This window comes from Arthrobacter sp. GAS37, from assembly GCF_044908325.1.
Classification (GTDB): domain Bacteria; phylum Actinomycetota; class Actinomycetes; order Actinomycetales; family Micrococcaceae; genus Arthrobacter; species Arthrobacter ramosus.
In genome coordinates this window covers 1-24,542 of record NZ_JBIYDB010000051.1, presented here as the reverse complement: position 1 = coordinate 24,542, position 24,542 = coordinate 1, and the positions used below count along the sequence as shown (strand labels likewise).

The following is a 24,542-nucleotide window of genomic DNA, read 5'->3' as shown; positions in this document are numbered from 1 at the left end:
GTCCATTCCTGGGTCCGAGCGGAGAGCATGTCCCTTGGGAATGTGGGCGGTTCTTCGTGCGAAAACTGGACATGTCCCTCCGGGCCCGCACAGGAGCAAGGCACATGTCCCTCGTGTGAGGCGGGGGATGGACATAGTGCGAATATGTCCATTCCTGGGTCCGAGCGGAGAGCATGTCCCTTGGGAATGTGGGCGGTTCTTCGTGCGAAAACTGGACATGTCCCTCCGGGCCCGCACAGGAACAAGGCACATGTCCCTCGTGTGAGGCGGGGGATGGACATAGTGCGAATATGTCCATTCCTGGGTCCGAGCGGAGAGCATGTCCCTTGGAAGGCCTAGTGGTTTCGCAACGCCGAGATCAGCTCGGATTTCTTCTTGCCTGAGTATCCCGTGAGTCCCAGTTCCTTGGCTCGGGATTTCAGTTGGGGCACGGTCCAGTCCTCATAGTCGCCCGAGGTGCCGCCACGGCGGCCGATTTCCTTGCGGCCTTCCTTGGCAGCGGCATTCGAGATTCTGGCGGCCTTTTCCTTCGAGGCGCCATCCTCCCGGAGGGTTTCGTACAGGTCCGGATCCTTGAGGCTGGGATTCTTCTTGTTTGGCATGCGTTCCTCCCGCGGTCAAGATCCTGGCTAAGACGGAAGCTCCATCCGGAACCCGCAGCGGCACTGCAACACCTTTGTCGCCAGGTACACGTCGAGAAGATCGACGGCGGGGTCCTCAGTGGACATTGGCGCATACACGCTGTGGAATCCGGTTCCCGAAATCTGCATGGGTTCGCCGCAATGGATGTATTCGCCGCCGAATTGCAGCACACCTGATACCGAGCCTCGCTGGTTCAGGATGGCCGCGACGTCCTGAAAGGTCGCAGCATGGGCATAAAACGTGTCGCATTCCACGCAGGTGTAAGCGACATCCACGAGGTCTGCCACCGGCGGTTTGAGCGGCTCGATGGAATCCAGGATCACGTGCTCGGCAGTGCGGCAAGTGCCGCACCAGATTCGTTCCGCTCTCGGGTGAGGCGCGCCGTCGGGAATGATCGGGTCAGAGATAGTCGGCATCGACTTAACTCCTTGAAGCGGGAAGTGCGGCTCCCGCGCGAGGCGGAAGCCGCACTTCGGGCGGATTTAGTCCTTCTTGAAAGCGTCCTTGACCTTTTCGCCGGCCGATTTCAGGTCGCTCTTGCTTTGATCCATCTTGCCTTCGGCTTCGAGCCTCTCGTTACCCGTCAGCTTTCCAGCCGCTTCCTTGGATTTGCCTGCGAGCTTTTCTCCGGCGTTCTGGATCTTGTCATCTGCACCCATGGACGTACTCCTTTTGCTGGTAAATGGATTGCTTCATTCCGCCAAGCGGTGTGGGGCCCGGCCGATGCGGCCAGGCGTCCTAAATGCCGTTGTCGGTCAAACGCCGTGTGACCGGCGGCCGGACATAAAGCTGAGAAGCCAGCCGATGGCCGCGACGATCAGGAGGACCACGCCGACCCAGAGGAGCCAGCTCACGGCCTGCGAGAAACCGCCGACGAGCAGAAGAACGATTGCCACAACGCCTGCAATGATCAGAAGAGTGTTCACAATGACATATTCCTTACTTCAGGGGGACCGCCGGCAAGCGCCCGGTCCCTTGCGATGTATTCGATTGTCAGTTCGCTTGCGAACCGTGGTTCTCCACCAGGCCCCCAGACCCCGTACGAGGTCTTGCTATAGCGGATGCCGCCCCGGTTTCCGGGGTTTTCATCCGGAAGGGACCGGCACCGACTTCCTCCATGGTACTACTAAGCACCCTTATCAAATCAAGTACTAAGTACACTGATAAAAGTTTTTGGATATCGTCGTAGGGTAAACGGAAGGTCGTGCGCCGGTTTCCAGCGCACGCATCGGATGGTCGTCTAGGAGGAGAAAACGTGAAAGCATCGCAAACCCTGGCAGATAATCTCCAGCTGGTCCTCACGGATCTGATTGAACTCCAGCTCCAAGGAAAACAGGCCCATTGGAACATCGTGGGCGCCAATTTCCGGGATCTGCATCTGCAACTTGACGAACTCGTCGCGGCGGCCCGGGAGTTCGCCGACGAAACCGCCGAAAGAATGCGGGCGCTCCATGCCCTTCCCGATGGCCGGAGCAGCACCATCGCCGCCTCAACCAGGCTGGAGCAATTTCCCGCGGGATTGACCAAAACCAAGGACGCCGTGAAGCTGATCACCGACCGCCTGGAACGGACGGTCCAGACCATGCGTGATGTCCACGACGAAGTAGACGAAGAAGACCCCACGACGGCTGACCTCCTACACGCGTTCATAGCCCGTTTGGAGCAGCTCGCCTGGATGGTCAGTGCCGAGATCATGTCAGCCAGTGCGTCAGTGGCAGACCCACAGGAAGCCTAGGAACCCGGGAAGCCTAGAAACCCGGGAACCCAGACAAACGGCGCCGGGCATGCCACGGCTCCGCCGCAGCAAACCCGGCACGCCGGGCATTTCCCGGCGAAGGTCCGGCCGCGGATTCAGCTATCACCATCCGGACGGATCGCTTGTCGCGGGTGGGGAGCGCAAGCGCCTTGACGCGCTGGCGGTTCCTCCTGCCTGGGCCGACGTCTGGATATGCCCGTTCGCGAACGGGCATATCCAGGCAATGGGAGTGGACGACGCCGGCCGGAGCCAATACATCTACCATCCGGAGTGGCGGGCCCGCCAGGATACTGAAAAGTTCGCCCGGGCTGCGCGGCTCGGAGCCCTACTGCCGCAGGCGCGCCGTCTCGTCTCCCGCCATCTGCGGGAGTCAGCTTCGGAGAAGACCAAAACCTTGGCCGCGGCCGTGCGGCTCATGGATCTCGGTGCGTTGCGCGTTGGATCCGATGGCTACGCGCGCCGCAACGGCTCGTACGGGCTCGCCACGCTGAGGTGCAAGCACGTAAAGGTCAACGGGGATACGGTTTCCCTGCATTTCCCGGGGAAAAGCGGTCAAACCTGGGATTCCACCATCGAGGACCCTGTGCTGGCCCGATTCCTCGGACCCTTGGCACGCAGGACCGGCAAGGAAACCCTGCTGGTCTTCCAGGACGGTGAGGGCAGGGTCTCCCTGAATGCCGCGATGGTCAACGAGTACCTTCGCCACATCACAGGCGGCGACTACACGGCCAAGGACTTCCGCACCTGGAAAGGGACCGCGGCCGCCGGCATGGCGCTCGCAGGCCCTGCTTCGAAAGTGCCAGCCCGCCAACGAGTCCTCGAGGCGATCAAGCAAACCGCCGAACTGCTCGGCAACACGCCAACGGTGGCGAGGGCAGCCTACGTCGATCCGCGCGTCGTGGAGGGTTTCCTGGCCGGTGATCTCGAGCAGCTCAAGGCCACCGAGTCGGATATTGCGGCCTACCTGGGGTCACCGCCCTGAAAATCTGCCCTGAATTAACAAGGAGCATGCTCCCCGTTGGCTGCGAGGGAGGGACATATCAGGAATATGTCCATCCCTGAGTGCCAAGGGAGAGCATGCTCCGTGGGGCTACTCGGCGTCGTGGTCCGTTTCGAGGATCTTCACGAGGCGGTCCAGGGCTTCGTCGGCTCCGGCACCCTCGGCGCGCAGCACGACGACGTCGCCGAATGAAGCTCCGAGGCTCATGAGGGACAGGATGCTGGCGGCGTCCATGGCGTCGTCGGCGGGCTCGCCTTCGCGGGCGATAGTGACCTCGATGTCCAGCTCGCCGGCGGCTTCGGCGAAGATGGCTGCGGGGCGTGCGTGCAGGCCGACGCGGCTGGCGATGGTGGCGGTACGTTCGGACATTGTTGCTCCTTCGATTGTGGGCTTGGGGAAAGTCTAGAGACCCAGCTCGTCCAGGATAGGAAGCTGGGCGCGAACGGCTTGGCGCGCGGCGGATGCACTCGGGGCGGCCAGCGCCGCCGTCGCGAGCTTTTGGGCTTGTGCCACGGTAATAGTTGCCAGGACAGCGGAAACGGCAGCCAAGGCGCGTGCACTCATGGAAAGCGTCGCGACGCCCAGTCCAACGAGTACGACGGCGAGGGCGGGGTCCGCGGCTGCCTCGCCGCACACTCCCACGGGTCGGGCGGCGCCGCCCGCGCTGGCGGCAGCAGCGCCGTCGGCGGTCAACTTCACGAGCTGCAGCACGGCCGGCTGCCAGGGATCGTTGAGCGTGGCGAGCGGGCCGAGTTGGCGGTCCGCGGCCATGGCGTACTGGGTGAGGTCGTTGGTGCCGAGCGAGGCGAAGCTGACTTCGCGCAGCACGGAAGCGGCGGTCAGGGCAGCCGACGGGACTTCAACCATGACGCCGGGGGTCTTCAGTCCGGCGGCGGAGCAAAGGGAAGCGAAATACGCGGCTTCCTCGGCCGTCGAGATCATGGGTGCCATGACCCAGACTTCGGCCTGGTTGGCGGCCTCTGCCGCGGCGATCGCCGCCAGTTGACGTTCGAGGACTCCGGGGGAGGTGAGGTCGGTGCGGTACCCGCGGACGCCCAGCGCCGGGTTGGGCTCGTCCGCGTTGGTGAGGAAAGGCAGGGGCTTGTCCGCGCCGGCGTCGAGGGTTCGGACCACCACCTTTTTGCCCGGGAACGCGGCGAAGACGGCGCCGTAGGCGGCGATCTGTTCCTCGACTGTAGGTTCGTCGTCGCGATCGAGGAAACAGAATTCGGTGCGCAGCAAACCGACGCCCTCGGCACCGGCGCCGGCGGCTTTGACCGCGTCGGCGCCCGTACCGACGTTGGCGAGCAGCGGAACCCGGAACCCGTCGGCCATGACGTTGCTCCCGCTGAACGCGGCAATCGTAGACGCCTGGTTTGCCCAAGCCTTGGCAGCAAGCCGGAGTTCCTCGCCGGGGCCAACCGTGATGGTGCCGGCAGCACCGTCGAGGTAGACCTCGATACCGTCTCCGATCTCGTCGACTCCCGGGGCCGCGACGATCGCGGGCAGGCCGAGTGCACGGGCCAGGATGGCGGTGTGGGACTGCGGGCCGCCGCTCGAGGTGATCAATGCGATCACCTTGGCGGGGTCCAGGGTGGCGGTGTCTGCCGGGGCGAGGTCCTCGGCGGCCAGGATGAACGGAACGTCCGACGCCGGGATGCCCGGCGCGGGCAGCCCCCGCAGTTCGGAGACGATGCGGGCGCGGACGTCCAGGACGTCGGCCACGCGCTCTGCCATGTAGCCGCCGAGGGCCTTCAACGAGTCGGCAACCGTTGCAGCTGCCTCCCAGATGGCCCGTTCGGCGGTACGTGCGCCGCCTGGGGCCTCGGGGGAGAGGAGCCTGATGGCCGATTTCACCAGCATGGGATCGGCGGCCATCAGGGCTGTTGCTTCTAGGACCTCTTTGCCTTCGCCGGACGCTGTGGCGGCTCGGGCACGGAGTTCCGCCTGCACGGCCTTGGCGGCATCCTTGATGCGCTGGCCCTGCGATTCGACGGTAACGTCCGCAGGAATATTGACGTTCTCGTGGGGCTCTTGAACCGACTTCGGCATCTGCCGCACCGGCCCCAGAACACGCCCGGGGGCAACGCCTACACCTGAAAAGGTCTGCATGGATTAATCCTCTACTTGCTTGCTGACGCTGGCGTCAGGCTGCGACGACGGCCGGAACAGGCTCTGCCTCAACCGGCTTCCGGACTGCCCAACGCTTCAGCGCGAGCAGGACCAGTGCGGTGACGACCACGCCGACTGCGATCGATGCGATGAACATGAACACGTTGCCGATAGCGAAGAAGACGAAGATGCCACCGTGGGGTGCCTGGGATGTGACCCCGAAGGCCATGCTCAGCGCACCCGTCACGGCGCCGCCCACCATGCTTGCGGGGATCACGCGGAGCGGGTCGGCAGCTGCGAACGGGATGGCGCCTTCGGAGATGAAGGAAGCACCCAGCAGCCAGGCGGCCTTGCCGTTCTCGCGCTCAGCAAGGCTGAATCCCTTCTTGTTCAGGGTGGTGGCGAGTGCCATGGCCAGCGGCGGAACCATACCGGCCGCCATGACGGCAGCCATGATCTGGAGCGGGGCCGGGTTGGCGAGGCTGCCCGCGCCGAGGCCGGCTACAGCGAACGAGTAGGCAACCTTGTTGACGGGACCGCCCAGGTCGAAGCACATCATGAGGCCAAGGATGATGCCGAGAACGATCGCCGACGTACCGGTCATCCCGGAGAGCCAGGCGCTGAGGCCCTTGGAGATGGCCGCGATCGGACCGCCGAGGAAGAGGAACATGGCGCCCGAAGCGACGATCGAGGCGACGAGCGGGATGATGACCACGGGCATGAGGCCGCGCAACCAACGCGGAACGGAGAAGGTGCCGATCCAGTGTGCCGTGACACCAGCTAGCAGGCCGCCTACCAGGCCGCCCAGGAAGCCTGCGCCCATGTAGCCTGCGACAGCACCGGAGACGAAGCCGGGGGCGATACCGGGCCGGTCCGCGATGCCGTAGCCGATGTAGCCAGCCAGGGCGGGGACGAGGAAGCCGAGGGACAACGCGCCGATCTTGAACAGCACGGCTCCGAGGTAGGCGCCTAGCGGACCCCACGCATGAACCGGGTAGTCGGTGGGCAGGTTGACGAGAGTGTTCGCGCCAAGGATCTTGTCCGCAACTCCGGCGATTTCGTAGCTGCCCAACAAGAAGCCCAAGGCAATCAGCAGGCCGCCGCCGGCGACGAACGGGATCATGTAGCTGACACCGGTCAGCAGGACCTTCTTGACCTTCGTGCCGAGGTGCTCGCTGGCGGCCTCTGATGCGTGTTCGGCGTTTTCTTCGGCGCCGAAGTGCGGAACGCGATGGGCGTGGGGGTCGGACGCGGCGGCGATGGCTTCCTGCACCATCTTGGCCGGCTCGTCGATACCGCGCTTAACGGGCGCGTTGATGACGGGCTTGCCTGCGAAGCGCTCCTTGCCGCGGACATCGACGTCTACTGCGAAGATCACGGCGTCAGCTGCGGCAATGACAGCCGGGTCCAACGCGGTGAATCCGCCCGAGCCCTGGGTTTCCACCTGAAGGTCGACGCCCATTTCCTTTGCCGCAGCCACGAGGGAATCGGCTGCCATGTAGGTGTGGGCGATGCCGGTGGGGCAGGCCGTGACGGCGACAACGCGCTTGGGTCCAGTCGACGAAGCGGCGCGGGCCGAAGCCGGCGCCTCGGCGGCGGGTGCTGCCGACTCTGCTGCGTGTGCGGCCGGTTTGTCGGCCAGCGCGCCTTCAACCAGGTCGACGATGTCCTGCTCGGTGGCAGCCGCGCGGAGGGCCGCCGTGAAGTCCTTCTTGATGAGGGAACGGGCTAGCTTGGAGAGCAGCTTCAGGTGCTCCTGGTCCGCTCCTTCCGGGGCAGCGATGAAGAAGATGATGTCCGCGGGGCCGTCCTTGGCGCCGAAGTCCACTTTCTGGGAAAGCCGGGCCATCGCCAAGGCGGGCTCGGTCACGGCGACGGAGCGGCAGTGCGGGATAGCGATGCCGCCTGGCACGCCTGTGGCAGTCTTCTGCTCGCGGGCGAAGGCGTCCGCGAAGAGCCCTTCAACCTCGGAGGCGCGCCCGGCTGCGGCAACTTTGCCCGCCAGGAAGCGGATGACATCGGCGGGAGAATCGCCGAGGTTCTGGTCAAGGGAGACCAGTTGGGGGGTGATGAGCTGGGTCACTGTTAGTCCTTCTGAAGGGCCGTGATGGTTACGGCGTCGGGAGTTGTTTGGTGGACCGCCGGGACAGTGGAGCCCGGCAGCGAAGCAGCGGCGGCACCATGTGCCACAGCCTGACGGAGGCAGTCCTGCGAGGTTCCGCCGTTGGTGGCGGCCAGCAGATAGCCAGCAAGGGATGAATCGCCGGCACCAACTGTGCTGACGGCTTGGATCGGCGGATGCGTGGCGAACCACGCGCCGTCGGCGGTTACCAGGACGGCGCCTTTGGAACCGAGTGTTGCGAGTACTGCACCCACACCGCTGCCGACGACGGCGGCGGCGGCCCTGGCAGCAAGGCCCGGGTCCGCTTCCAGTTCGTCAGCCGTGTGGACGTCTGTGAGGCCCGCTGCGGCGGCCAGTTCGGCCAGTTCTTCCGCGTTGGGCTTCAAGAGATCGGGCTTGCCGCTGATGTTGCCGAATGAATCGCCACTGATGGCGGCAACCAGCGGGGCCCCGGAGGAATCGATCGCGATAAGCGGCGGTCCGCCGTTTGCAGGATCGCCGTGCGTGGAACGGATCCGGCGGGCGACCGTGGCGTAAAAATCCGCCGGAACTCCTGGTGGGAGCGATCCGGCGAGTACCACCCAGCTGGCGCCACGGGAGCGGTCCAGCAGCAGCCCGATCAGGGCTTCCTGCTCGTCCAGGCTCAACTCCGGGCCGGGTTCGTTGATCTTGGTGGTGACGCCGTCCGGTTCGGTGAGCGTCACGTTGCTGCGCAGCGGCGCACTGATCGGAAGCGCTGCGTAGGGGACGCCGTCGTCGAGCAGTCCAGCGAGGACGGGATCGGAATCCCCGCCCGGCAGGACCGCAACGGTGTCCAGGCCCGAGGCGACCAGCGCCCGGGAGACATTGACGCCCTTGCCGCCGGAATGCTGGTGGACGGCGACCGCGCGTTGGACCTCGCCGCGGGCCAAGGGGGCCGGGAGTTCCACGGTGCGGTCCAGGCTCGGGTTGGCGGTCAGGGTGACGATCATGCGATCACCACGTCGACGCCGGCCTCGGCCAAAGCGGCGGAGAGCTCTTCAGAGGGTTCGTGGTCAGTAATCACGGTGTCCACATCTTTCAGTGCAGCGAACTGGACGAGGGTTTCCGCGTCCAGCTTGGAGGAATCCGCGAGGACGACGACGCGCCGTGCGGACGTGACGAAAGCGGCCTTGACGGCGGCTTCTTCGGGGTCAGGGGTGCTGAGCCCGAACGTTGCGTGGATACCGTTGGCACCGACGAAGGCGATGTCCGGGCGGAGCCGGGAAGCGGCCTCGACCGTGGACTGCCCAACGGCGGCCTGGGTGAGTCCGCGAACGCGCCCGCCCAGGATCTGGAGGGCGATGCGCGGATTGCCGGAGAGCCGTCCGGCGATGGGGATGGCGTGGGTGATAACCACCAGTTCTTCACGCGGGGCGTTCCCGTTGGAGGACGCCGTGCGCTGCGCGGTGCGCTGGTCCAGCAAGCGGGCGAGGGCCTCGGTGGTGGAGCCCGCATCGATCAGGATGCTGCCGGCCGCGTTTTCGGGGATGAGGGCAAGAGCGGCCTCGGCGATGCGGAGCTTTTCCGGTTGGCGCTGGATGGCCCGCTCAACCACGCTTTCCTCACGGGTGCTGAGGCGGTCCGACGGGACTGCCCCACCGTGGACGCGGCGAAGGTTACCGGCGGATTCGAGGGCAGCGAGGTCGCGGCGGACGGTCTCCGTCGTGATGCTGAATCGATCCGCAAGGTCCGTGACGCTGACCCGTCCACGCTCGGCGACGAGCTCGGAGATCAGCTGTTGGCGCTCCTCGGCAAACACATACCCTCCATTGCGTACAAGCTCTAGGTACACCAGTGACTGTGATCACATGATGTGGAATTGCTTGACTCTATCTTTGTTCATGTTGGTCTGTCAACAGAAAACAACATAAACAAAGATTTTGGGTTGATTTGGGTTGATTTGGGTTTGGCGAGGGGCGCTTGGGATGTGCTTTGAGGGCGCTCAAGGGCGGGGGCGTTGGATTCTGCTGGATCATTCGAAGGCGACGGCTCGCCAGCCCCGGAATGGCGGGGGCCGCGAGCCTGAATGCCGGAATGATCCAGCAGAATCCGACACGCGACGACGGATTCGACGTCGGATTCGACGTCGGGCGGGCGCGAGGCCTGACGGGCGCAACCTCGGGCCGGCACGACGATATGACCGGTCCGGCGCAGGCCTGGCCAGCCTGGATGGGTTGGTCAAGTAAAGGCTGGCTGCTCTATCGCCGGACCGGAAGGTGTCCTACGGCCACTCGATTTCCCGTGAACCGGGGTACTCGATGGGGAGGTTGTCCGGGTCGGGCGGATCGGGCAAGCGGGACTCGGGAGAGGAACCCGTTTCTTGCCGGTGCTTGTTCCTCTGTTGGCCCAGCTCATCAGACTCTTGCCGGGAGTCGTCTTCGGGTTGTCGCTGCTGCGTACTTTCAAGCTTCATGGTGCTTCCTTCGGGTAATGCTGCAAGTCGTTGGCTAAGCAGGTATTTCCAACTCGAACCCGCACCTGCATCTCAAGATCTTGGTGTGGAGATGGGCTTCCGGGGGAGAGCTGCGCGATCGGGACCTGCCCGTCTGCTGTGCCCTGAAGCTTCGCAGTGCGGTTTTTACCTCACGGAGGGGTTCGCCGCAGTGGAAATAGTGGCTTCCGAACTCCAGGAGGCCATCCTGAATCCCCCGACGACTCAGGATGGCCCCCGCCTGCTGGACAGTTGCTGCGTGGCTGTAGGAAAACCCGCAGGAAATGCACGTGTAGAACACGGCAAGCTGTTGGGAAGACCTTGGAGTCCGGGCCTGGATGGATTCGATGATCAGGTGCTTGTCTGTTCCACACCCGGCACACCAAAGGGGTGCAGCCCCGGGCTGATGTGGTTCGTGAGGGATGGCGGATTCGGAGAGGGCCGACATCGGCTAGCTCCGCGCCGGTAACAGGCATTTACTCATCAGGCAGCACCTTCACGTTGAGTGACATGGCGCCCGGCTGCTTGAGCGAAAACAGGCCGAAGGCTCGGCCTTTGTCCGGAGTTCTGCACGGACTGTAGAAGAATTGTGCACTCTGTACCCCCGGTGCGCAAGACCGGCGGAGCGTTTGTCCGGGTGGTGGACGTTGTATCGGGACGCCCTTTTTCCTCCATTGCCGGCCTGCTGCTCGTAGACTGAGCCATGGACGAAATGGGGCTGAATGCCTCGGTAGTGGGGGAACTCCAGGATTTGGTCATCGACAGTGAAGACGTCAGCGGCTTCCTCGAAGACCTTGCGGTATTCACGGCGTCGTCAGTGTCCGCTGCGCGCGGCCAGAACGTCTTGTGCGGGGTCACGTTGAGCCGACGCCGCCGATCGATGACGGTCGCCGGCGGCAGCCACGAAGCCCGCCTCATTGACGAAGTGCAGCAAGCCTACGGCGAAGGGCCCTGCTTGGAAGCGATGAGAACCGGGAAATCCGTACTCGTTTCGGACACGTCCACGGACTCGCAGTGGCCTGAGTACTGCTCCACCATCGCGGAGCGCGGGCACCTGGCCGTGCTCTGCGTCCCCCTGCGCCTGGAAGAGGGCGCGACGGCGGCGATCAACCTGTTCGCCCGGCAGCGCGATGCCTTCGACGAGGCTTCCATCCGCAGCTGCGAGCAATTCGCAAGCCAGGCAGAAAAGGCTTTGCGGCTGGCGGTCAGGATTGGTGCCAGGCAACAACGTGCAGAGGACCTCGAGCAGGCCATGCGTTCCCGGACCGCCATCGATCTGGCAACCGGCGTGATCATGGGCCAGAACAGATGCAGTCAGGAAGAGGCCTTCAGAATTCTGAGCAAGGCCTCGAACGGCAGGAACCAGAAGCTGAGGGAGGTTGCGGAATCCCTTCTCCAAGCCTTGACGAAGGAAACGCCAGTCTCGCACTTCGAGGCGTAAGCGACTCGGCTAGCTGCGCTCCGCGATATTTTTGACGCTCTCCACGAGGCTGTCCCACATGCCCTTCGAATGCGCGGCTTCATCCGGGCTGGCGTTGTTGTCCTGCGCCAAGGTCAGCTTGGTTATCCCGTCTTCAGGCTCGAGCGTCCACGTCAGCGTGTGGTAGTTCTCCGGGGCATCGTCTTGGCCGGACAGCGGACTGAAATGGGTGTTTACCAGCCGCTTCCCGGGCTCGAATTCCAGGACGGTGCCCTTGTCCTCGTATTCCTTGCCTTGCCAAGTGCCGCGCCAAGCAATGGGTCCGCCGACCGTCCAGTCGGTGAGGACATCCGTCCCGAACATGAACTCCTTAATGGCCTGGGGGTCGGTGATCACTGACCACACGCGATCGGCGCTTGCATGGATCGTGATGGTTGAACTCGCGATGAAATTGCTCGTCATTTCTTTCTCCTTCTGCAGCCTGCCCGGCGTCCTGAAGCTGGCGCATCAGAGTCTACGCCCCCGGGGTGAGGGCCGGCGGAGCCGGGCTTGGTTGTGCTCGCGATCACGTCAAGAGATCGAGGGTGTTTTCTCTTAGGCTCGCAGTGCGCCTCAGAATTGTGCCTCTGAACTGGGGCGATATCCGGCCTGTGACGATCGTTATGCATTCCGCCCTCGGAGTGTCTGCAGCAACGTGCAGTTTGCCCACATCCGAAAAAGCCACGTCCGTAGCGTGATGTCTCACACACAAAGTTCCTCTTCAGAACCATCAGGAGACATACATGCCGAACTACAGGGTGTCCATGGACATCGGTGGAACGTTTACCGACATTGTCGCGTATGACCAGCACGCCGGAACCTACGCGGCCACGAAAGCGTCCACTACGCCGGGGAATCTGAGCGCGGGTGTCATCGCAGGCCTCGAATCCATTGTCGAGGACCTGTCCGACATCGAGTTCCTGGTCCATGGCACCACACAGGGATTGAACGCCTTCCTGGAGCGCCGCGGCGTGTCTGTGATGCTGCTTGCCACGGCCGGCGTCGAAGATACTTACCACATCGCCCGCGGACCGCGCCTCGAACTCTACAACGCCCAGTACCGCAAGCCTTCCCCGTTGCTTGAGCGCAAGGACGTGATCGGCGTCGGAGGACGTCTGGACGGGCAGGGAACCGAGATCCGCCCCTTGGACGAGGTTGCAGTCCGCCAGGCAGGCCGCCGGGCAGTTGCCGAGGGGTACGGTGCCGTCGCCGTCGCATTCCTGTTCAGCTACAAGAACCCCGCACACGAACTCCGGGCCCGGGAAATCCTGCTCGAAGAGCTGGGCGAGGACTTCACTGTCTCGCTTTCCCACGAGGCCGCGAAGGAGTGGCGCGAATATGAGCGCACCTCATCCGCCGTCGTCGAGGCCTACACCGGACCGGTGGTCCGCAACTACCTCCTGGACTTGGAAGAGAAGCTCGCTGACCGCGGCGTGGAAGCCCCACTGCACATCATGCAATCCTCCGGTGGCGTGCTCACTGCCGAATCGGCGCGGAAGCGCCCGTTGCAGACGCTGCTCTCGGGACCCGTCGGCGGTGCCATGGGCGACGTCGAACTGTCCGGCGTCTCCGGACGCCGGAACCTGATCGGCGTCGACATGGGCGGAACATCGTTCGATGTCTCTCTGGTGGTCGACGGGAAGCCCGACGTCTCCACCGAGGCGCACCTCGAAGGCCTTCCGATGCTCATGAGCGTGGTCAACATCCACACCGTGGGCGCTGGGGGTGGCTCTGTCGCGTGGCTCGAAGCGGGCGGACTCCGTGTCGGTCCGCGCTCCGCCGGAGCCACACCGGGACCGGCCTGCTATGGACGGGGAGGCACGGAACCCACCGTCACCGATGCCAACCTGGTGCTTGGCCGCGTGGACCCGGACTGGTTCGCGGGCGGACAGGTTGCCCTTGATCGCGAAACCGCGGTCACCGCCCTGAAGACCGTAGGTGACCAGCTAGGACTGGACCCCATTGCCATGGCCGAAGGTATCTGCGACGTGGCCAACTCCCAGATGGCCCAGGCGATCCGGACCATCACGATCTCCCGCGGCATCGAGCCCCGAGACTTCGCCCTCGTGGCATTCGGCGGCGCGGGCCCCATGCACGCCGTCTTCCTGGCCAAGGAACTGGGCATCCCGGAAACGATTGTTCCCCGGTTCCCGGGCGCTTTCTCGGCGTGGGGGATGCTACAGACCAACATCCGCAAGGATTTCTCCGAGCCCTACTTCTACCTTGACGAGGACATCGACGTTGCCCATATGGCCGGTGTGCTGCGGTCCATGGAAGTCGAAGGCCTGGGTTCGCTGGTCTCCGAGGGTGTTCCGGAGGACAGCCGCCTCACCAATGCGTCAGTAGACGTCCGTTACCAATCGCAGGAATTCTCCCTGAACGTTCCCTTGGCCTCCGCGGACGAACCAGAGTCCGCCGACTTTCTTGCCAAGCTGGCCACTCGTTTCTCCTCGATGTACCACGAACGTTACGGACACTCCAACCTCGGGGCGCCTATCGAAATCGTCGCGCTTCGGACGCAGGCCGTCGGCGAGCTGGGCCGCCTTGATGCACCACACTTCGCCACCGCCCAGAGCGCCGAGTTCAAGCACGAAATCCGCCCGGTGGTCTTTGAGCAGATCGAACACGAGACCACCGTGGTCCGCCGTGACGACTTGGCCGCCGGCCATGCCTTCGAAGGCCCCGCCATCATCGTGGAACAGACCGCCACAACCGTGGTGCCCCCCGGCTTCGACGTCATCGTCGACGAATTCGGCTCCCTGATCATCCGCACTCAAGACGTCGAAGGAAACTGAGGTACCACCAATGACAATCACTGCAGTCAAGACCCTGGATCCAGTCACCGTGGAGATCATCCGCAACGCTCTCACCAGCGCCGCGGACGACATGAACGCCACCCTCATCCGCTCCGCCTACTCACCGATCCTTTACGAAGGAGGGGACTGCGTCGTAGCGCTCCTGGACACCGAGCACCGCGTGCTCGGACAGTCCGCTGGCCTGCCGTTGTTCCTGGGCAACCTGGAAACCTGTTCCATCGCGGTGGAAGAACTGTACGGCCGCGAGGTGTGGAAGGAAGGGGACGTCTGGATCCTCAACGATTCCTATCTTGGCGGAACCCACCTGAACGACGTCACCATTTTTGCCCCGATCTTCGACGACGGCGCGGTGGTCGGCTTCGCAGCCACCCGTGCGCACTGGATGGACATGGGCTCGAAGGACGTCGGCGGTTCCATGGACGCGACGGACATCTTCCAGGAGGGCTTCCGCATGGGCCCGGTCAAACTGATCGAGGCAGGTATTGAAACCTCCGTGGTGGATCTGATCCGAACCAATGTTCGCTTCCCCTACCAGACCATCGGTGACATGCACGCGATGATCGCCGCCCTTCGGATGGGTACCACCCGGATGAAGGAACTCGTGGGCCGTTACGGCATGGACCAACTGGATGCTGCCCGGGATGAGATCTTCCGTCAGACGGAGGAAATCGAGCGCGAGACCGTCCGCAACATTCCCGACGGCGTCTACGAAGCCGAAGGCGTGCTGGACAACGACGGCATCAACCTCGACACTCCGATTCCGATCAAGCTAAAGATCACCGTCTCTGGCGATACCGTTGATTTCGACGTCACCGGATCGGCTGACCAGACCATGGGCCCGGTCAACTGCGGCGCCGCCCAGGCCGTCTCCGCACTGCGGGTCGGCTACAAACTCCTTGTCAGCCCGGACTCCAACTCGAACGGCGGATCCTTCCGGCCGTTGACCACCCAGGTGCGTTCAGGTTCGGTCCTTGGCGCGGTGGCGCCAGCGCCGTGCCAGTGGTACTTCTCCCACCTCGGACTATTGATCGACCTAGTTTCCAAGGCCATGGCGCCGGCCATGCCCGATCGCGTTGCCAGCGCTAGCCACGGCGACTCGATGATCATCACCGCAGCCGGTTTCGATCCGCGCTTCGGCCGGAATTTCGTGACCATGGAGGCCACGCTGGGCGGTTGGGGAGCCTGGCAAGGCACCGACGGCGAGTCCGCCATGATCAACAACGTCAACGGCTCCCTCAAGGACCTGCCCATCGAAATGATGGAGACCCGCTATCCATTCCGCATCAACGAGTACTCCATCCGCCCCAACTCCGGGGGCCCCGGCCAGTGGCGCGGCGGCAACGGAGTCGTCCGTGAATACGAGTTCCTGGCCGACTGCGTCGTGGGGCTCTGGTTCGAAAGGTCCAAGACCCCGGCCTGGGGACTCTTCGGCGGCTCAGACGCCCAAGGGCCCGAGGTTGTGTTCAACCCAGGCCGCAGCGATGAGGTCCGCACCCTCAAAGCCAACGCCCGCAAGGTCAAGGCCGGCGACATCGTCCGGCTCGCCGTCGGTGGCGGCGGCGGCTTCGGGGACGTCTCCCAACGCTCCCGGGACGAGATCACCTACGACATCGTCAACGGCTTCATCACCGAGGACTTCGCCAAGACCCACTACGGATACTAAGCCCTGCCCACAGAAAGACACCCCAATGAAAAACATCAAGCAATCAGCCGCAGCCGCGGCGCTCATCGGGCTAGCCCTCCTGACGTCAGCCTGCACCCCACCCACGCAAGCGGCCGCAGGACCAGCTTCGACGGCGGACGCCGGCAAACCGCTCAACGTCGGATTCTTCGGCTTCGCCAAGTCCAACGGCTTCGCCCAAGGAACCTTCCTCGGCGTCCAGCAGGCGGCCAAGGCCAACAACGCAACCGCCACGTTCGTAGACCCCAACTTCAACGCCCAGACCCAGGTCCAGCAGATCCAGGACGCCGTCACCTCCAAACAATTCGAGGTGATCGTTGTCCAGGCGAACGACAACCAGGCCCTGATTGCGCCACTGCAGCAGGCCGTCCAAGCTGGCATAACGGTGGTGGTCGAGTTCTCCGTTATCGGCCCGAAGTTCGACACCATCCAGCCCCAGGTCCCGGGTGCAATCAGCATCGTTGACCTTCCCACCAGCAACGGCAAGATGCTCGGCCAAATGGGCAAGGATGCCTGCGCCAAAGTCTCCAAAGACACCTGCAAGGTGGCCTACCTCGAGGGATTCAAGTCCCTGCCGCTGGATAACGCCCGGACCGAAGCAGTGAAAGCTGAGCTGGCCACTGATCCGAAGATCAAGCTGGTGGCCAGTGTCGAAGGCGGATACACCCAGGACAGCGGCCGGCAGGCGTTCCAGAACGTTTCCCAGGCTAACCCGGACGTCGATGTCGTCATCGGTGCATCCCAGGCGATCACGGGTGCGGCCGCTGCGGCTGGCAATAGCAACATCAAGTTCATTGGGAACGGCGCATCCACCTCGAATGTCGAGGCCGTCCGATCCGGTAAATGGTTCTCCATCTACGTCAGCGACGTGGTGGCGAACGGCGCCAAGGCCACGGAACTCGGCCTTGCCAAGGCCCGGGGACAGCAGGTGGAAACGGCAGTGGACGAGGCGAGCTTGGCTCCCAACAAGGCCAAGGGCACGAAGGAAGCCCTCGATGCCGTGAACTACGTCTCGAAGTACTCGGACTAGCCGACTTATCCCCCTCGTGGTCCTGCCCTGCCGGGGCTGAGGTCCTGCCGGGACCGAAGCCCCCGCCCCGGTCCCGGCAGGACCGGCCAAAACTTCCATTCCATCTCCCGAGGTCAAAATGGCTATACAACAGTTGGATTCACCAGAGCGCGTCAATCGGAGTGCCGCTCCGGAAATCACCATCTCCGGAATCGGAAAGCGGTACGGTGCCAGCACTGTGCTGCGCGATATCACGTTGTCGGTGGCTCCGGGGGAAATCCACGGCATCATGGGGGAAAACGGTGCTGGCAAGAGCACGCTGCTGAAGATCCTCGGCGGCGCCATCGCGGCAGATTTCGGCGTCGTCAAGCTTGACGACCGGGAGGTGAAGATCACCGAGCCCCGGGACGCCATCGCACACGGAATATCCCTTATATCCCAAGAGCTGGCACTCATTCCTGGCCTTTCAGTGCTGGAGAACGTCTTCCTGGGCCGATGGGCCAACACGGGAAGCCTGCTCCGTTCGCGGCGGGACGCCGATCATTTGGAGCGCCTCCTGGCCGAGACCGGCTTTGAGCTTGACCCCCGGGCGATGGCAGGGGACCTCCCCATCGGTCAGCAGCAGCAGGTCGAAATCCTGAAGGCGCTGGCCCGTGGCGCCAAGGTGCTGTGCATGGACGAGCCGACGGCGGTCCTGAACGAGGCAGAGAAAGCACAGCTGTTGAAGGTGATCAGGAACCTTGCCAGCTCAGGCACCACCGTCATCCTCGTATCGCACTATCTGGAGGAAGTCCTGGGTTTAGTGGACCGCGTGACCATCCTCCGTGACGGACAGCACATCACCACTGAAGACGCCTCGGGGCACACGCCGGAGTCGCTCGTCGGCCTCATGGTCGGCAGGGAGGTCGATTTCCTCATTCCGGAGGTTCCTCCGGTGTCTCCGGAAGCAAAAACGGTGGTCCAGGTGGCAGGACTGAGCAGCTCAAAAGTGCAAGACGTCTCCTTCACGGTCCGCCAAGGCGAAATCCTGGGTATCGCCGGCCTGGTGGGCAGTGGCCGCAGCGAGACCCTGCTCGCCATGTTCGGTGCTGATCGAACCACCAGTGGACATGTCCAGATCAACGGCCGACGCCTCCGTGCCAACTCCATCCGGGAAGCCATCAAAGCCGGAATGGCCCTCGTCCCCGAGTCGCGGAAAGAACAGGGCCTGGTCATGTCCCGGCCGGTGGACGAAAACATCGCCCTTTCCACCTTGTCAGGCCGATCACTGGGCGGTTTCGTCAGGGTAGCCCGGGAAAAGGCAGCCGTGTCCGAGATCAGCCATTCCGTCGACCTGCGCGGCGCCCGCCGCGGCTCGCTGATTGCCGATTTGTCCGGAGGAAACCAGCAGAAGGCGCTCTTCGCCAAGTGGCTGCTCAACCCTCCGGCGGTGCTGCTGGTGGACGAACCCACGCGTGGTGTCGACATCGCGGCCAAGGCCCGCATCCACGGCATGATCGCCGACCTCGCGGCAAAGGGCACGGCCGTCGTCGTCGTCAGCTCCGAACTCGAGGAAGTCATCGGGCTGTCCCACCGTATCCATGTCATGAGGCAAGGCCGCATCGTTGCTGAATTCGACCGGAACGCCTCCCGCGACGAAGTCATGACTTCCGCATTTCTGAAATAGGTGAATCAAATGACCACAGCTACCGTTGCCGTGTCCGCGCCGGCCGACAAGAAATTCAAGCTCAATGTCAGGGATTTCGGGATCGTCTTCGGACTGATCGCCATCATGCTGTTCCTGACCCTCAACACCGGAACGTTCCTGACGGGCCGAAATTTCATCAACCTGTTCGACCAAGCTGCCATCGTGGGACTGTTGGCCGCTGCCGCCACACTGTGTATCGTCAGCGGTGTCTTCGATCTCTCCTCCACCGCAAACTTGGCTGTCTCCGCCATCGCCGGAGTGATGATCACCCAGCACTTAGGGGTGATCGCGGGATTCGTCGGCGCGCTGTTGGTGGGTGCCGCCCTGGGAACCATCACCGGCCTGATCGTGGTCAGTACGAAGGTGAATTCCTTCATAGGCACGCTCGCGGTGAGCATCATTTATCGCGGGCTCGCTATCGTGATCACCGGCGGAGCCATTGTCGCTCCTTTGCCCGAGCAGCTTGCGGCCTTCCAGACATGGACCTGGCCGAGCCTCTTCGGCCTCACCGCCGGTTCGGTGCTCATGGTGGCCGTCACCATCGTGCTGGGAATCGTCCTATGGCGCACTACCTTTGGACGCCGGATTTACGCTGTGGGCGGCAATAAGGAAGCGGCGCGCCTCAGCGGTATCCGTACCGGTTCCATCCACGTGGCGGTGTTTGCCATCAGCGGCCTTTGCTCAGCGATGGCAGGCATGATCCTTGCTTCGCGCGCCGGCTCAGCCCAGCCCGCCATGGCCATCGGCGTCGAACTCACGGCCATTGCCGCCGTCGTCATCGGAGGGACGAGCATTCTCGGCGGACAGGGCGCCATGTGGCGGGCCTTCGTGGGGGTCATGATCCTGACCGTCATCGGCAACGGCTTCAACCTGCTCCACTGGGACACCACCTACCAGCAGGTTGTCACCGGCGTCCTCATTCTGCTTGCAGTCGCCGCGGACGGATTGTTCTTCCGCAAGCGCACCGGATAGGCCCTCTTGGGGGACGCTATATACATGGAACATCGTCATGACCTGGTGAGGGAACTGGAGCAGGCTGAACAGGAGGCCGAACAATGCGCATAGGGCTGCGGTTGCAGGGAACAAGCTGCCGGACCTTGGTGTTGGACGGGCACACCGTGGTGTCCGCGCCGGCCGAAGTGCACGGCAGCAACCTTGCGGAGGCAGTCGACACAGCGTTCGAAGAGCTTCGTCAGGATGCCGGCGTTGACATTACGAAAGTCACGGACATTACCTCCGACGCCGGACGCGTCCTCGCAGCACGGAAACTAGCCCCGGTCATCGCGATCCGGATTTCGCCCCGACCGCCTGCGGACGCGTTCCACGTGACTGGGTTGCCGGCACTCGTCGAACCAGTGGTGGCCCGGACCGTCCACGTCGGCGGAGGCCACGACCTGCGGGGACGCCCGCTCGCTCCGCTCGGGTTGGAGGCTTTCCTGGCCGAACTTCCGGACATCCTCTCCGGAGAGGTACGGAACATTGCAATCACCTCCGTGGGGTCGACAGCGTCGAAGGATCACGAAACGCGCATTGCCGATGCCATCTTGTCCAGTGACAGCGAAATGCGCATCAGCATCTCCAGCGACTTCTATTCCAGTGTTTTCCGCGACCGTGACTACACAGCCATCCTGAACAGCGCCCTCATGGAAACAGGGGAGGACCTGGCCGCGATGCTGGAAGCGTCGGGACGGCGGTATTTTCCCTCCGCCACGATGTGGTTCGCCAAGAACGACGGCGGCCGCGCGCCGCTTGCGCGGCTGGCAGTGATTCCGATTCACGGCTTGCGCCCCGAACCCGCTATGCAGATCCTCGGCGCGGCTACCTTGGCCGGCGCTCCGGATGGGGAGGTCGTCATCTGCACGGCCTCCGGGGTCACTGTGGGCCAAATCCGTGGCGGCCTCCCTGCTACGCGAAGCGTCATCCGCCAAGGGTACGAGGCGAGCCTCGCCAGCAACGCCGCCGTCGTCGAACCGTACACGGCCGACCATCCGGTCCGCCCTGCGGTCCCCTCGGTGATTGCCGACCTCCGAAGCGGGCAGGACACCCCGCTTCCGTTCGGGCTGGTTCCCACGCTGGCAGCAGCGCACGACGCCGCACAGGTGGGGTCCGCCGTCGCGCCCCTGACCGCCTGGATCGACAGGTTGGAGACGGTTAGCGGGCGGGCGGACCTCCAGTTGGTGCAGCGTCGCGCGGAAGAAGATGCCGAGTCGGCAGCCGTTCAGTCGGGGGCGAGCCCCGGGCTCACGCGGATCATTGAATCGAATGTCTATGCCATGCCCTATGGCAACCCCGGCATCGTGCGGATCAGGGTCCAAGCGGCTGGTGAAGTCTCCGGGGACACCTTTGAAGATGCCGCCGAAATTCAAGTACGGGCACCTTTCGGGGTGGAAGAGGGGGCCATCCGATGAACGCCCTGCTGACGGTGGAAGATGTCCGGCACCTGCGAACCGGCGCCCACTTCCTGGCCTGCACCATCGACCCGACAGCCATCTACGTTTACGCGGAGATGATCGAAAAGGCCATGGAAAACCGTGCGTTGGAACTCATCTCGATTGACGAGCTGGCCCCCGATGACCTCGTGGTGGCGATCGGAATGGTTACTCAGGGTCTCTTCATCGCGGATATGCCTCCCGTAGGCGATGAGTTCATCGGCTGCATCCGTGCCATCGAGGCCAACCTCGGCCGACAGGTGCGGGCGATCTATTCGCTCGCCGCCGCCAACATCAACGGAATTGTTCCCCTCATGGTCGGGCTGCAGTCTTCGCTGCCGGTTATTGATTCCGACCCCATGGGCCGTGTCTTTCCCTTGATCAGCCAAACAACGCTGAACATCGGCCACGTCCCCATCAGTCCGATCGCCCTCATGGGAGTCACCGGCGAACGGGCTGTGGTGGAGGCTGAGAACCCGCAGCGGGCCGAAACCCTGGTGCGGGCCCTCGTCACGGAGATGGGTGGGTGGGCCGCTACAGCCATGTATCCGTGCTCAGCGGGCCAAATGCGCGAGCACGGAGTCCACGGCTCCATCAGCCGGATGATCCGGATCGGGGAGATTCTCGACGCTGAAACCTCGGTTGACCGCAAGTTCCAGCAGCTCGCTGAATTTCTGGGTGCCACCCGGATTGCTCGGGCCCGGGTGAGTCACGTCGAAGGCCTGTCGCGCCCTTCGGACCTAGGCCTTCCGGCCCTGCCGTCCAGCGTGACGCTCATCGACGAACGATCCGGGCAGATCATCCGCTTGGAGATCCAGAACGAAATCTTGCTGGTCCTCGTCGACGGCGCCATCGCTGCGGCCGTCCCGGACATCGTCTCGCTCCTCAACTCCGAGCACGGCACGGTGGTCAACATCGACGATGTGCGGGTGGGCGATGTCATTGACGTCCTGAAGATCACGGCTGCGGCGCAGTGGTACTCGGAGGCGGGCCTTGATCTTGCTGAACCAAAGGCCTTTGGTATTCCGATTGAGCACCCAAGGCGGCAACATGCGTAGATCGAAAAGCGAGAACCATCTGGATGTCGCCGGGCTCCTGGCGCACGGCTCCCTCCGCGGCACCACCCCGCTGTATCTCACGCCGTCCAGCGCGGCAATCGACGGCGTCGTCCTTGTCTCCCAGCTTGATGCCATCCAGCGGGTGCGGCCCAACACCGTCATCGTCCTGTCTGCGGAGATGGGCTCCGGCGGATGGCTGGTGTCCGCAGCCCTGCGGCACGCCTGGGAGCGGAAGGCCAGCGCCGTCGTCGTCGCTGGAAGTACCTACTCCAGCGCGGTGATCGGCCTCGCCGAGCGGCTGGGTATCACCCTGCTGGCCGCCGAGGGCGACACGTCGGGCATCGCCCTCGCACTGGCTGCTGAAATCGGCGCTGCCCTGTCTGTGGTGGACGCTGAGCTGGCGCGGTTTGCCCGAGCGGTCGCGAAGGACACTACCTTGGGAGCTGTCCTGAAGACCATCTCCAGGGAGCTGGACGGTATTGAAATCTTGCTGGAGTACGACGGCGTGAGCCTGGCGTCCGCGGGAATGCCCACGCGGGAAGCAGTCGAAATCATCACCGTGGATGTTCGCGGGTCGAATACCTCCATCCCGTCCAGGCTCACCGCGCGGGTGCCGAGATCCGGAGTCCACAACCTGCAGCTCGTCCGGTCGATCCTCGAGGTGGCCACGCCGTCGGTAAACGCTGCGTGGCTGTTGGGAGATGCCCTCGACACCGCGCGTGCAGTACCCACGGCGGCCCTGGTCAGTTTGAACCACGACCCCGACTCCTCCTGGACCACGTTCGCGGAACGTCACCGGCACTTGCTCTCCCAACTGGGCTGGCGTGGGGAGGAGCAATATGTGGCCGTGTGGATCCGCAGGGCGTCGTTGGAAGCTCATCGTCCGGAGCTTACAGCGGTGCTGCGGCTGCTCTGGCGGAAAGTCACAGTCCGCAGCCCCCTGGCTGAAGTCCACGGCGGCTGGCTCGCCCTTGTTCCCGCCGGATACCAGGAGGCAGCGGATCAGCTCGAGGCGCGGATCAGGGTCCGTCTGGGGAAGTCTTTGGGGGAAATGGGTCTGGGCGCAGGACTCTCCCGCTGGCGAGAGGAACCTGCGGCACTGCCCAATATCGTCCGTGAATCCCGTTTGGCCGCTGAATCCGCCCTCTCGACGGGACCCGGCACGGTGGCAGGCTTTGCCAATCTTGACGTTGCGGCGGCCGCGACGTTCGTCGATGAGGACTCGGTCCTGCTCGTGGCGGAACTGACGCTGCCGCTGCTCATGGCCAGCCCGGACAGAGACCTTGTCATTGCGGCTGCAGGGGCTTTCCTCGACCACCACGGCTCCGTCAGCCTTGCGGCAAGCTCCCTTGACCTGCACCGGAACACCCCGCAGACCCGACTCAACCGTGCCCGCGAACTGGGCGTCCCCCTCGACGTCCCAGCCAAGCTTTTGTCCGTCCATCTCATCCTCAGCACACTTCGCCGCTCAATCCACAGCAAGGCGAGTTCCGCCAATCCCGGCTCAAACCAGAAAGGACTCCCATGAGTTCCCAGTTCGACAACTTTGACGATGTCTATGCCGCCGCACAGGAAACGCCCGGCGTCATCCTGTTCACTGCTTCCGTCGTCGCCGACGCAGGCACCAGCATGGCGCGCATCTATACGAGCCACCCGGGGGTCTACCCCGTCGGCGGAAGGAAGACCCTGGGCGGGGACACCAACCCGGTGTGGCTCGAGCAGGTCCTCAAGGGCCAGCAGCCGTTCCTTGGGGCGGACAAGGAAGCAGTCCGGGCATTCTTCTTCGACTCCGCAACCATTGAGTCGCTGGGTTGCGGTGCCATCGTCAACGTTCCAGTGGTAAGCAATGGTGAGACCATCGGATCCATGAACTTCCTTGCCCCTGAGGGTAGCTATGGGCAGACATCGGTGGATGCGGCCGTGGACATCGCCCAGCGCTCCGTCCCGCTGTTCGAACAAGCGATTGCCGCCACCAACTAATCCTTCGAGGGCGGTCGCCACGGGTGCCGTCCTTGAAAACAGCAGAAAGGAACCTTCGCACGTGACTACCACGACACCGGGAACACTGACCATCCGGAACGCCCTCATCTTCGACGGCGAGACCCCGAACCTGCTCGAAGGCTCCATCGCCGTCCGCGAAGGCCGCATCACGGAAGTGGGGCGAGACGTGGAAGAGGCCGGAACAATCGTTGACGCCGACGGCCGTACCGTGATTCCCGGGCTCTGGGCTGCTTAGGAGTTTTCGGACAGCGGATTGGTGGTTTTTCTACGCTGCCGTGGCCGGCTGCTGGTAACTATAGTGGACTTCATTCGGCCGCC

At 63.8% G+C, this 24,542-nt stretch carries 24 protein-coding genes; 13 read left to right on the top strand and 11 right to left on the bottom strand.

Features of this window, described 5'->3' with window-relative positions; all coding sequences use genetic code 11:
* Nucleotides 1-335: 335 nt before the first annotated feature.
* The 4 genes from ABH924_RS22835 to ABH924_RS22820 form a co-directional block, all read right to left on the bottom strand.
* Complete coding sequence (locus ABH924_RS22835; protein WP_404502540.1) at nucleotides 336-602, bottom strand: Rho termination factor N-terminal domain-containing protein; 267 nt, start codon at nucleotides 600-602, stop codon at nucleotides 336-338.
* A 27-nt stretch (nucleotides 603-629) separates the two neighbouring features.
* Nucleotides 630-1,058 carry a hypothetical protein gene (locus tag ABH924_RS22830; protein WP_404502538.1) on the bottom strand — a complete coding sequence of 143 codons (429 nt, stop codon included), beginning with the start codon at nucleotides 1,056-1,058 and terminating at the stop codon, nucleotides 630-632.
* Between the two features lie 66 nt (nucleotides 1,059-1,124).
* Nucleotides 1,125-1,301 carry a CsbD family protein gene (locus ABH924_RS22825; RefSeq protein ID WP_059388403.1) on the bottom strand — a complete coding sequence of 59 codons (177 nt, stop codon included), beginning with the start codon at nucleotides 1,299-1,301 and terminating at the stop codon, nucleotides 1,125-1,127.
* A gap of 96 nt (nucleotides 1,302-1,397) precedes the next feature.
* Nucleotides 1,398-1,568 carry a DUF2207 domain-containing protein gene (locus tag ABH924_RS22820; protein ID WP_139359614.1) on the bottom strand — a complete coding sequence of 57 codons (171 nt, stop codon included), beginning with the start codon at nucleotides 1,566-1,568 and terminating at the stop codon, nucleotides 1,398-1,400.
* A 329-nt stretch (nucleotides 1,569-1,897) separates the two neighbouring features.
* Between ABH924_RS22820 and ABH924_RS22815 the strand changes: the two genes are divergently transcribed.
* Both ABH924_RS22815 and ABH924_RS22810 read left to right on the top strand, forming a co-directional pair.
* Nucleotides 1,898-2,377: a Dps family protein gene (locus ABH924_RS22815; RefSeq protein ID WP_404502536.1), complete on the top strand. Its 480-nt coding sequence runs from the start codon at nucleotides 1,898-1,900 to the stop codon at nucleotides 2,375-2,377.
* A 49-nt stretch (nucleotides 2,378-2,426) separates the two neighbouring features.
* Nucleotides 2,427-3,380 (top strand): DNA topoisomerase IB, encoded by a 954-nt coding sequence (locus tag ABH924_RS22810; protein ID WP_404502534.1) that lies wholly within the window; start codon nucleotides 2,427-2,429, stop codon nucleotides 3,378-3,380.
* Between the two features lie 108 nt (nucleotides 3,381-3,488).
* On the opposite strand, the gene ABH924_RS22805 is transcribed toward ABH924_RS22810, so the two are convergent.
* The 6 genes from ABH924_RS22805 to ABH924_RS22780 form a co-directional block, all read right to left on the bottom strand.
* Entirely contained in the window at nucleotides 3,489-3,767 is a 279-nt protein-coding gene (locus ABH924_RS22805) for an HPr family phosphocarrier protein (protein ID WP_059388405.1), read from the bottom strand.
* A 33-nt stretch (nucleotides 3,768-3,800) separates the two neighbouring features.
* Nucleotides 3,801-5,510 (bottom strand): phosphoenolpyruvate--protein phosphotransferase, encoded by a 1,710-nt coding sequence (gene ptsP / locus ABH924_RS22800; protein WP_404502532.1) that lies wholly within the window; start codon nucleotides 5,508-5,510, stop codon nucleotides 3,801-3,803.
* Between the two features lie 34 nt (nucleotides 5,511-5,544).
* On the bottom strand, nucleotides 5,545-7,593 hold the full coding sequence (locus tag ABH924_RS22795) for a fructose-specific PTS transporter subunit EIIC (RefSeq protein WP_404502530.1): 2,049 nt from the start codon (nucleotides 7,591-7,593) through the stop codon (nucleotides 5,545-5,547).
* A 2-nt stretch (nucleotides 7,594-7,595) separates the two neighbouring features.
* Nucleotides 7,596-8,603 carry a 1-phosphofructokinase family hexose kinase gene (locus ABH924_RS22790; protein WP_404502528.1) on the bottom strand — a complete coding sequence of 336 codons (1,008 nt, stop codon included), beginning with the start codon at nucleotides 8,601-8,603 and terminating at the stop codon, nucleotides 7,596-7,598.
* Nucleotides 8,600-9,412, bottom strand: coding sequence for a DeoR/GlpR family DNA-binding transcription regulator (locus tag ABH924_RS22785; protein WP_234754051.1), 813 nt, complete (start codon nucleotides 9,410-9,412; stop codon nucleotides 8,600-8,602). The genes ABH924_RS22790 and ABH924_RS22785 overlap by 4 nt, the downstream gene beginning before the upstream one ends.
* A 462-nt stretch (nucleotides 9,413-9,874) precedes the next feature.
* On the bottom strand, nucleotides 9,875-10,066 hold the full coding sequence (locus ABH924_RS22780; protein WP_404502526.1) for a hypothetical protein: 192 nt from the start codon (nucleotides 10,064-10,066) through the stop codon (nucleotides 9,875-9,877).
* 721 nt (nucleotides 10,067-10,787) lie between these two features.
* Here ABH924_RS22780 and ABH924_RS22775 point away from each other — a divergent pair.
* Complete coding sequence (locus tag ABH924_RS22775) at nucleotides 10,788-11,525, top strand: ANTAR domain-containing protein (protein ID WP_404502524.1); 738 nt, start codon at nucleotides 10,788-10,790, stop codon at nucleotides 11,523-11,525.
* Nucleotides 11,526-11,534: 9 nt separating this feature from the next.
* On the opposite strand, the gene ABH924_RS22770 is transcribed toward ABH924_RS22775, so the two are convergent.
* Complete coding sequence (locus ABH924_RS22770; RefSeq protein WP_404502522.1) at nucleotides 11,535-11,966, bottom strand: SRPBCC domain-containing protein; 432 nt, start codon at nucleotides 11,964-11,966, stop codon at nucleotides 11,535-11,537.
* 320 nt (nucleotides 11,967-12,286) lie between these two features.
* Here ABH924_RS22770 and ABH924_RS22765 point away from each other — a divergent pair, with 320 nt between their 5' ends.
* The 10 genes from ABH924_RS22765 to ABH924_RS22720 all read left to right on the top strand — a co-directional run bounded on the left by ABH924_RS22765 (nucleotide 12,287) and on the right by ABH924_RS22720 (nucleotide 24,459).
* Nucleotides 12,287-14,338 (top strand): hydantoinase/oxoprolinase family protein, encoded by a 2,052-nt coding sequence (locus ABH924_RS22765; protein WP_404502520.1) that lies wholly within the window; start codon nucleotides 12,287-12,289, stop codon nucleotides 14,336-14,338.
* Nucleotides 14,339-14,348: 10 nt separating this feature from the next.
* Nucleotides 14,349-16,022: a hydantoinase B/oxoprolinase family protein gene (locus tag ABH924_RS22760; protein ID WP_234754046.1), complete on the top strand. Its 1,674-nt coding sequence runs from the start codon at nucleotides 14,349-14,351 to the stop codon at nucleotides 16,020-16,022.
* Between the two features lie 25 nt (nucleotides 16,023-16,047).
* Nucleotides 16,048-17,070, top strand: coding sequence for a sugar ABC transporter substrate-binding protein (locus ABH924_RS22755; RefSeq protein ID WP_404502518.1), 1,023 nt, complete (start codon nucleotides 16,048-16,050; stop codon nucleotides 17,068-17,070).
* A gap of 118 nt (nucleotides 17,071-17,188) precedes the next feature.
* On the top strand, nucleotides 17,189-18,715 hold the full coding sequence (locus tag ABH924_RS22750) for a sugar ABC transporter ATP-binding protein (RefSeq protein ID WP_234754044.1): 1,527 nt from the start codon (nucleotides 17,189-17,191) through the stop codon (nucleotides 18,713-18,715).
* Nucleotides 18,716-18,724: 9 nt separating this feature from the next.
* Nucleotides 18,725-19,708, top strand: a complete 984-nt coding sequence (locus tag ABH924_RS22745; RefSeq protein WP_404502516.1) for an ABC transporter permease — start codon at nucleotides 18,725-18,727, stop codon at nucleotides 19,706-19,708.
* An 83-nt stretch (nucleotides 19,709-19,791) separates the two neighbouring features.
* On the top strand, nucleotides 19,792-21,144 hold the full coding sequence (locus tag ABH924_RS22740) for a methylhydantoinase (protein WP_404502514.1): 1,353 nt from the start codon (nucleotides 19,792-19,794) through the stop codon (nucleotides 21,142-21,144).
* Nucleotides 21,141-22,223, top strand: a complete 1,083-nt coding sequence (locus ABH924_RS22735) for a DUF917 domain-containing protein (RefSeq protein WP_404502512.1) — start codon at nucleotides 21,141-21,143, stop codon at nucleotides 22,221-22,223. Before ABH924_RS22740 ends, ABH924_RS22735 begins: the two co-directional genes overlap by 4 nt.
* Nucleotides 22,216-23,751, top strand: coding sequence for a helix-turn-helix domain-containing protein (locus ABH924_RS22730; RefSeq protein ID WP_404502510.1), 1,536 nt, complete (start codon nucleotides 22,216-22,218; stop codon nucleotides 23,749-23,751). The genes ABH924_RS22735 and ABH924_RS22730 overlap by 8 nt, the downstream gene beginning before the upstream one ends.
* Complete coding sequence (locus ABH924_RS22725; protein WP_404502508.1) at nucleotides 23,748-24,203, top strand: GAF domain-containing protein; 456 nt, start codon at nucleotides 23,748-23,750, stop codon at nucleotides 24,201-24,203. The genes ABH924_RS22730 and ABH924_RS22725 overlap by 4 nt, the downstream gene beginning before the upstream one ends.
* A gap of 61 nt (nucleotides 24,204-24,264) precedes the next feature.
* Nucleotides 24,265-24,459 carry a hypothetical protein gene (locus ABH924_RS22720; RefSeq protein ID WP_404502506.1) on the top strand — a complete coding sequence of 65 codons (195 nt, stop codon included), beginning with the start codon at nucleotides 24,265-24,267 and terminating at the stop codon, nucleotides 24,457-24,459.
* Nucleotides 24,460-24,542 lie beyond the last annotated feature (83 nt).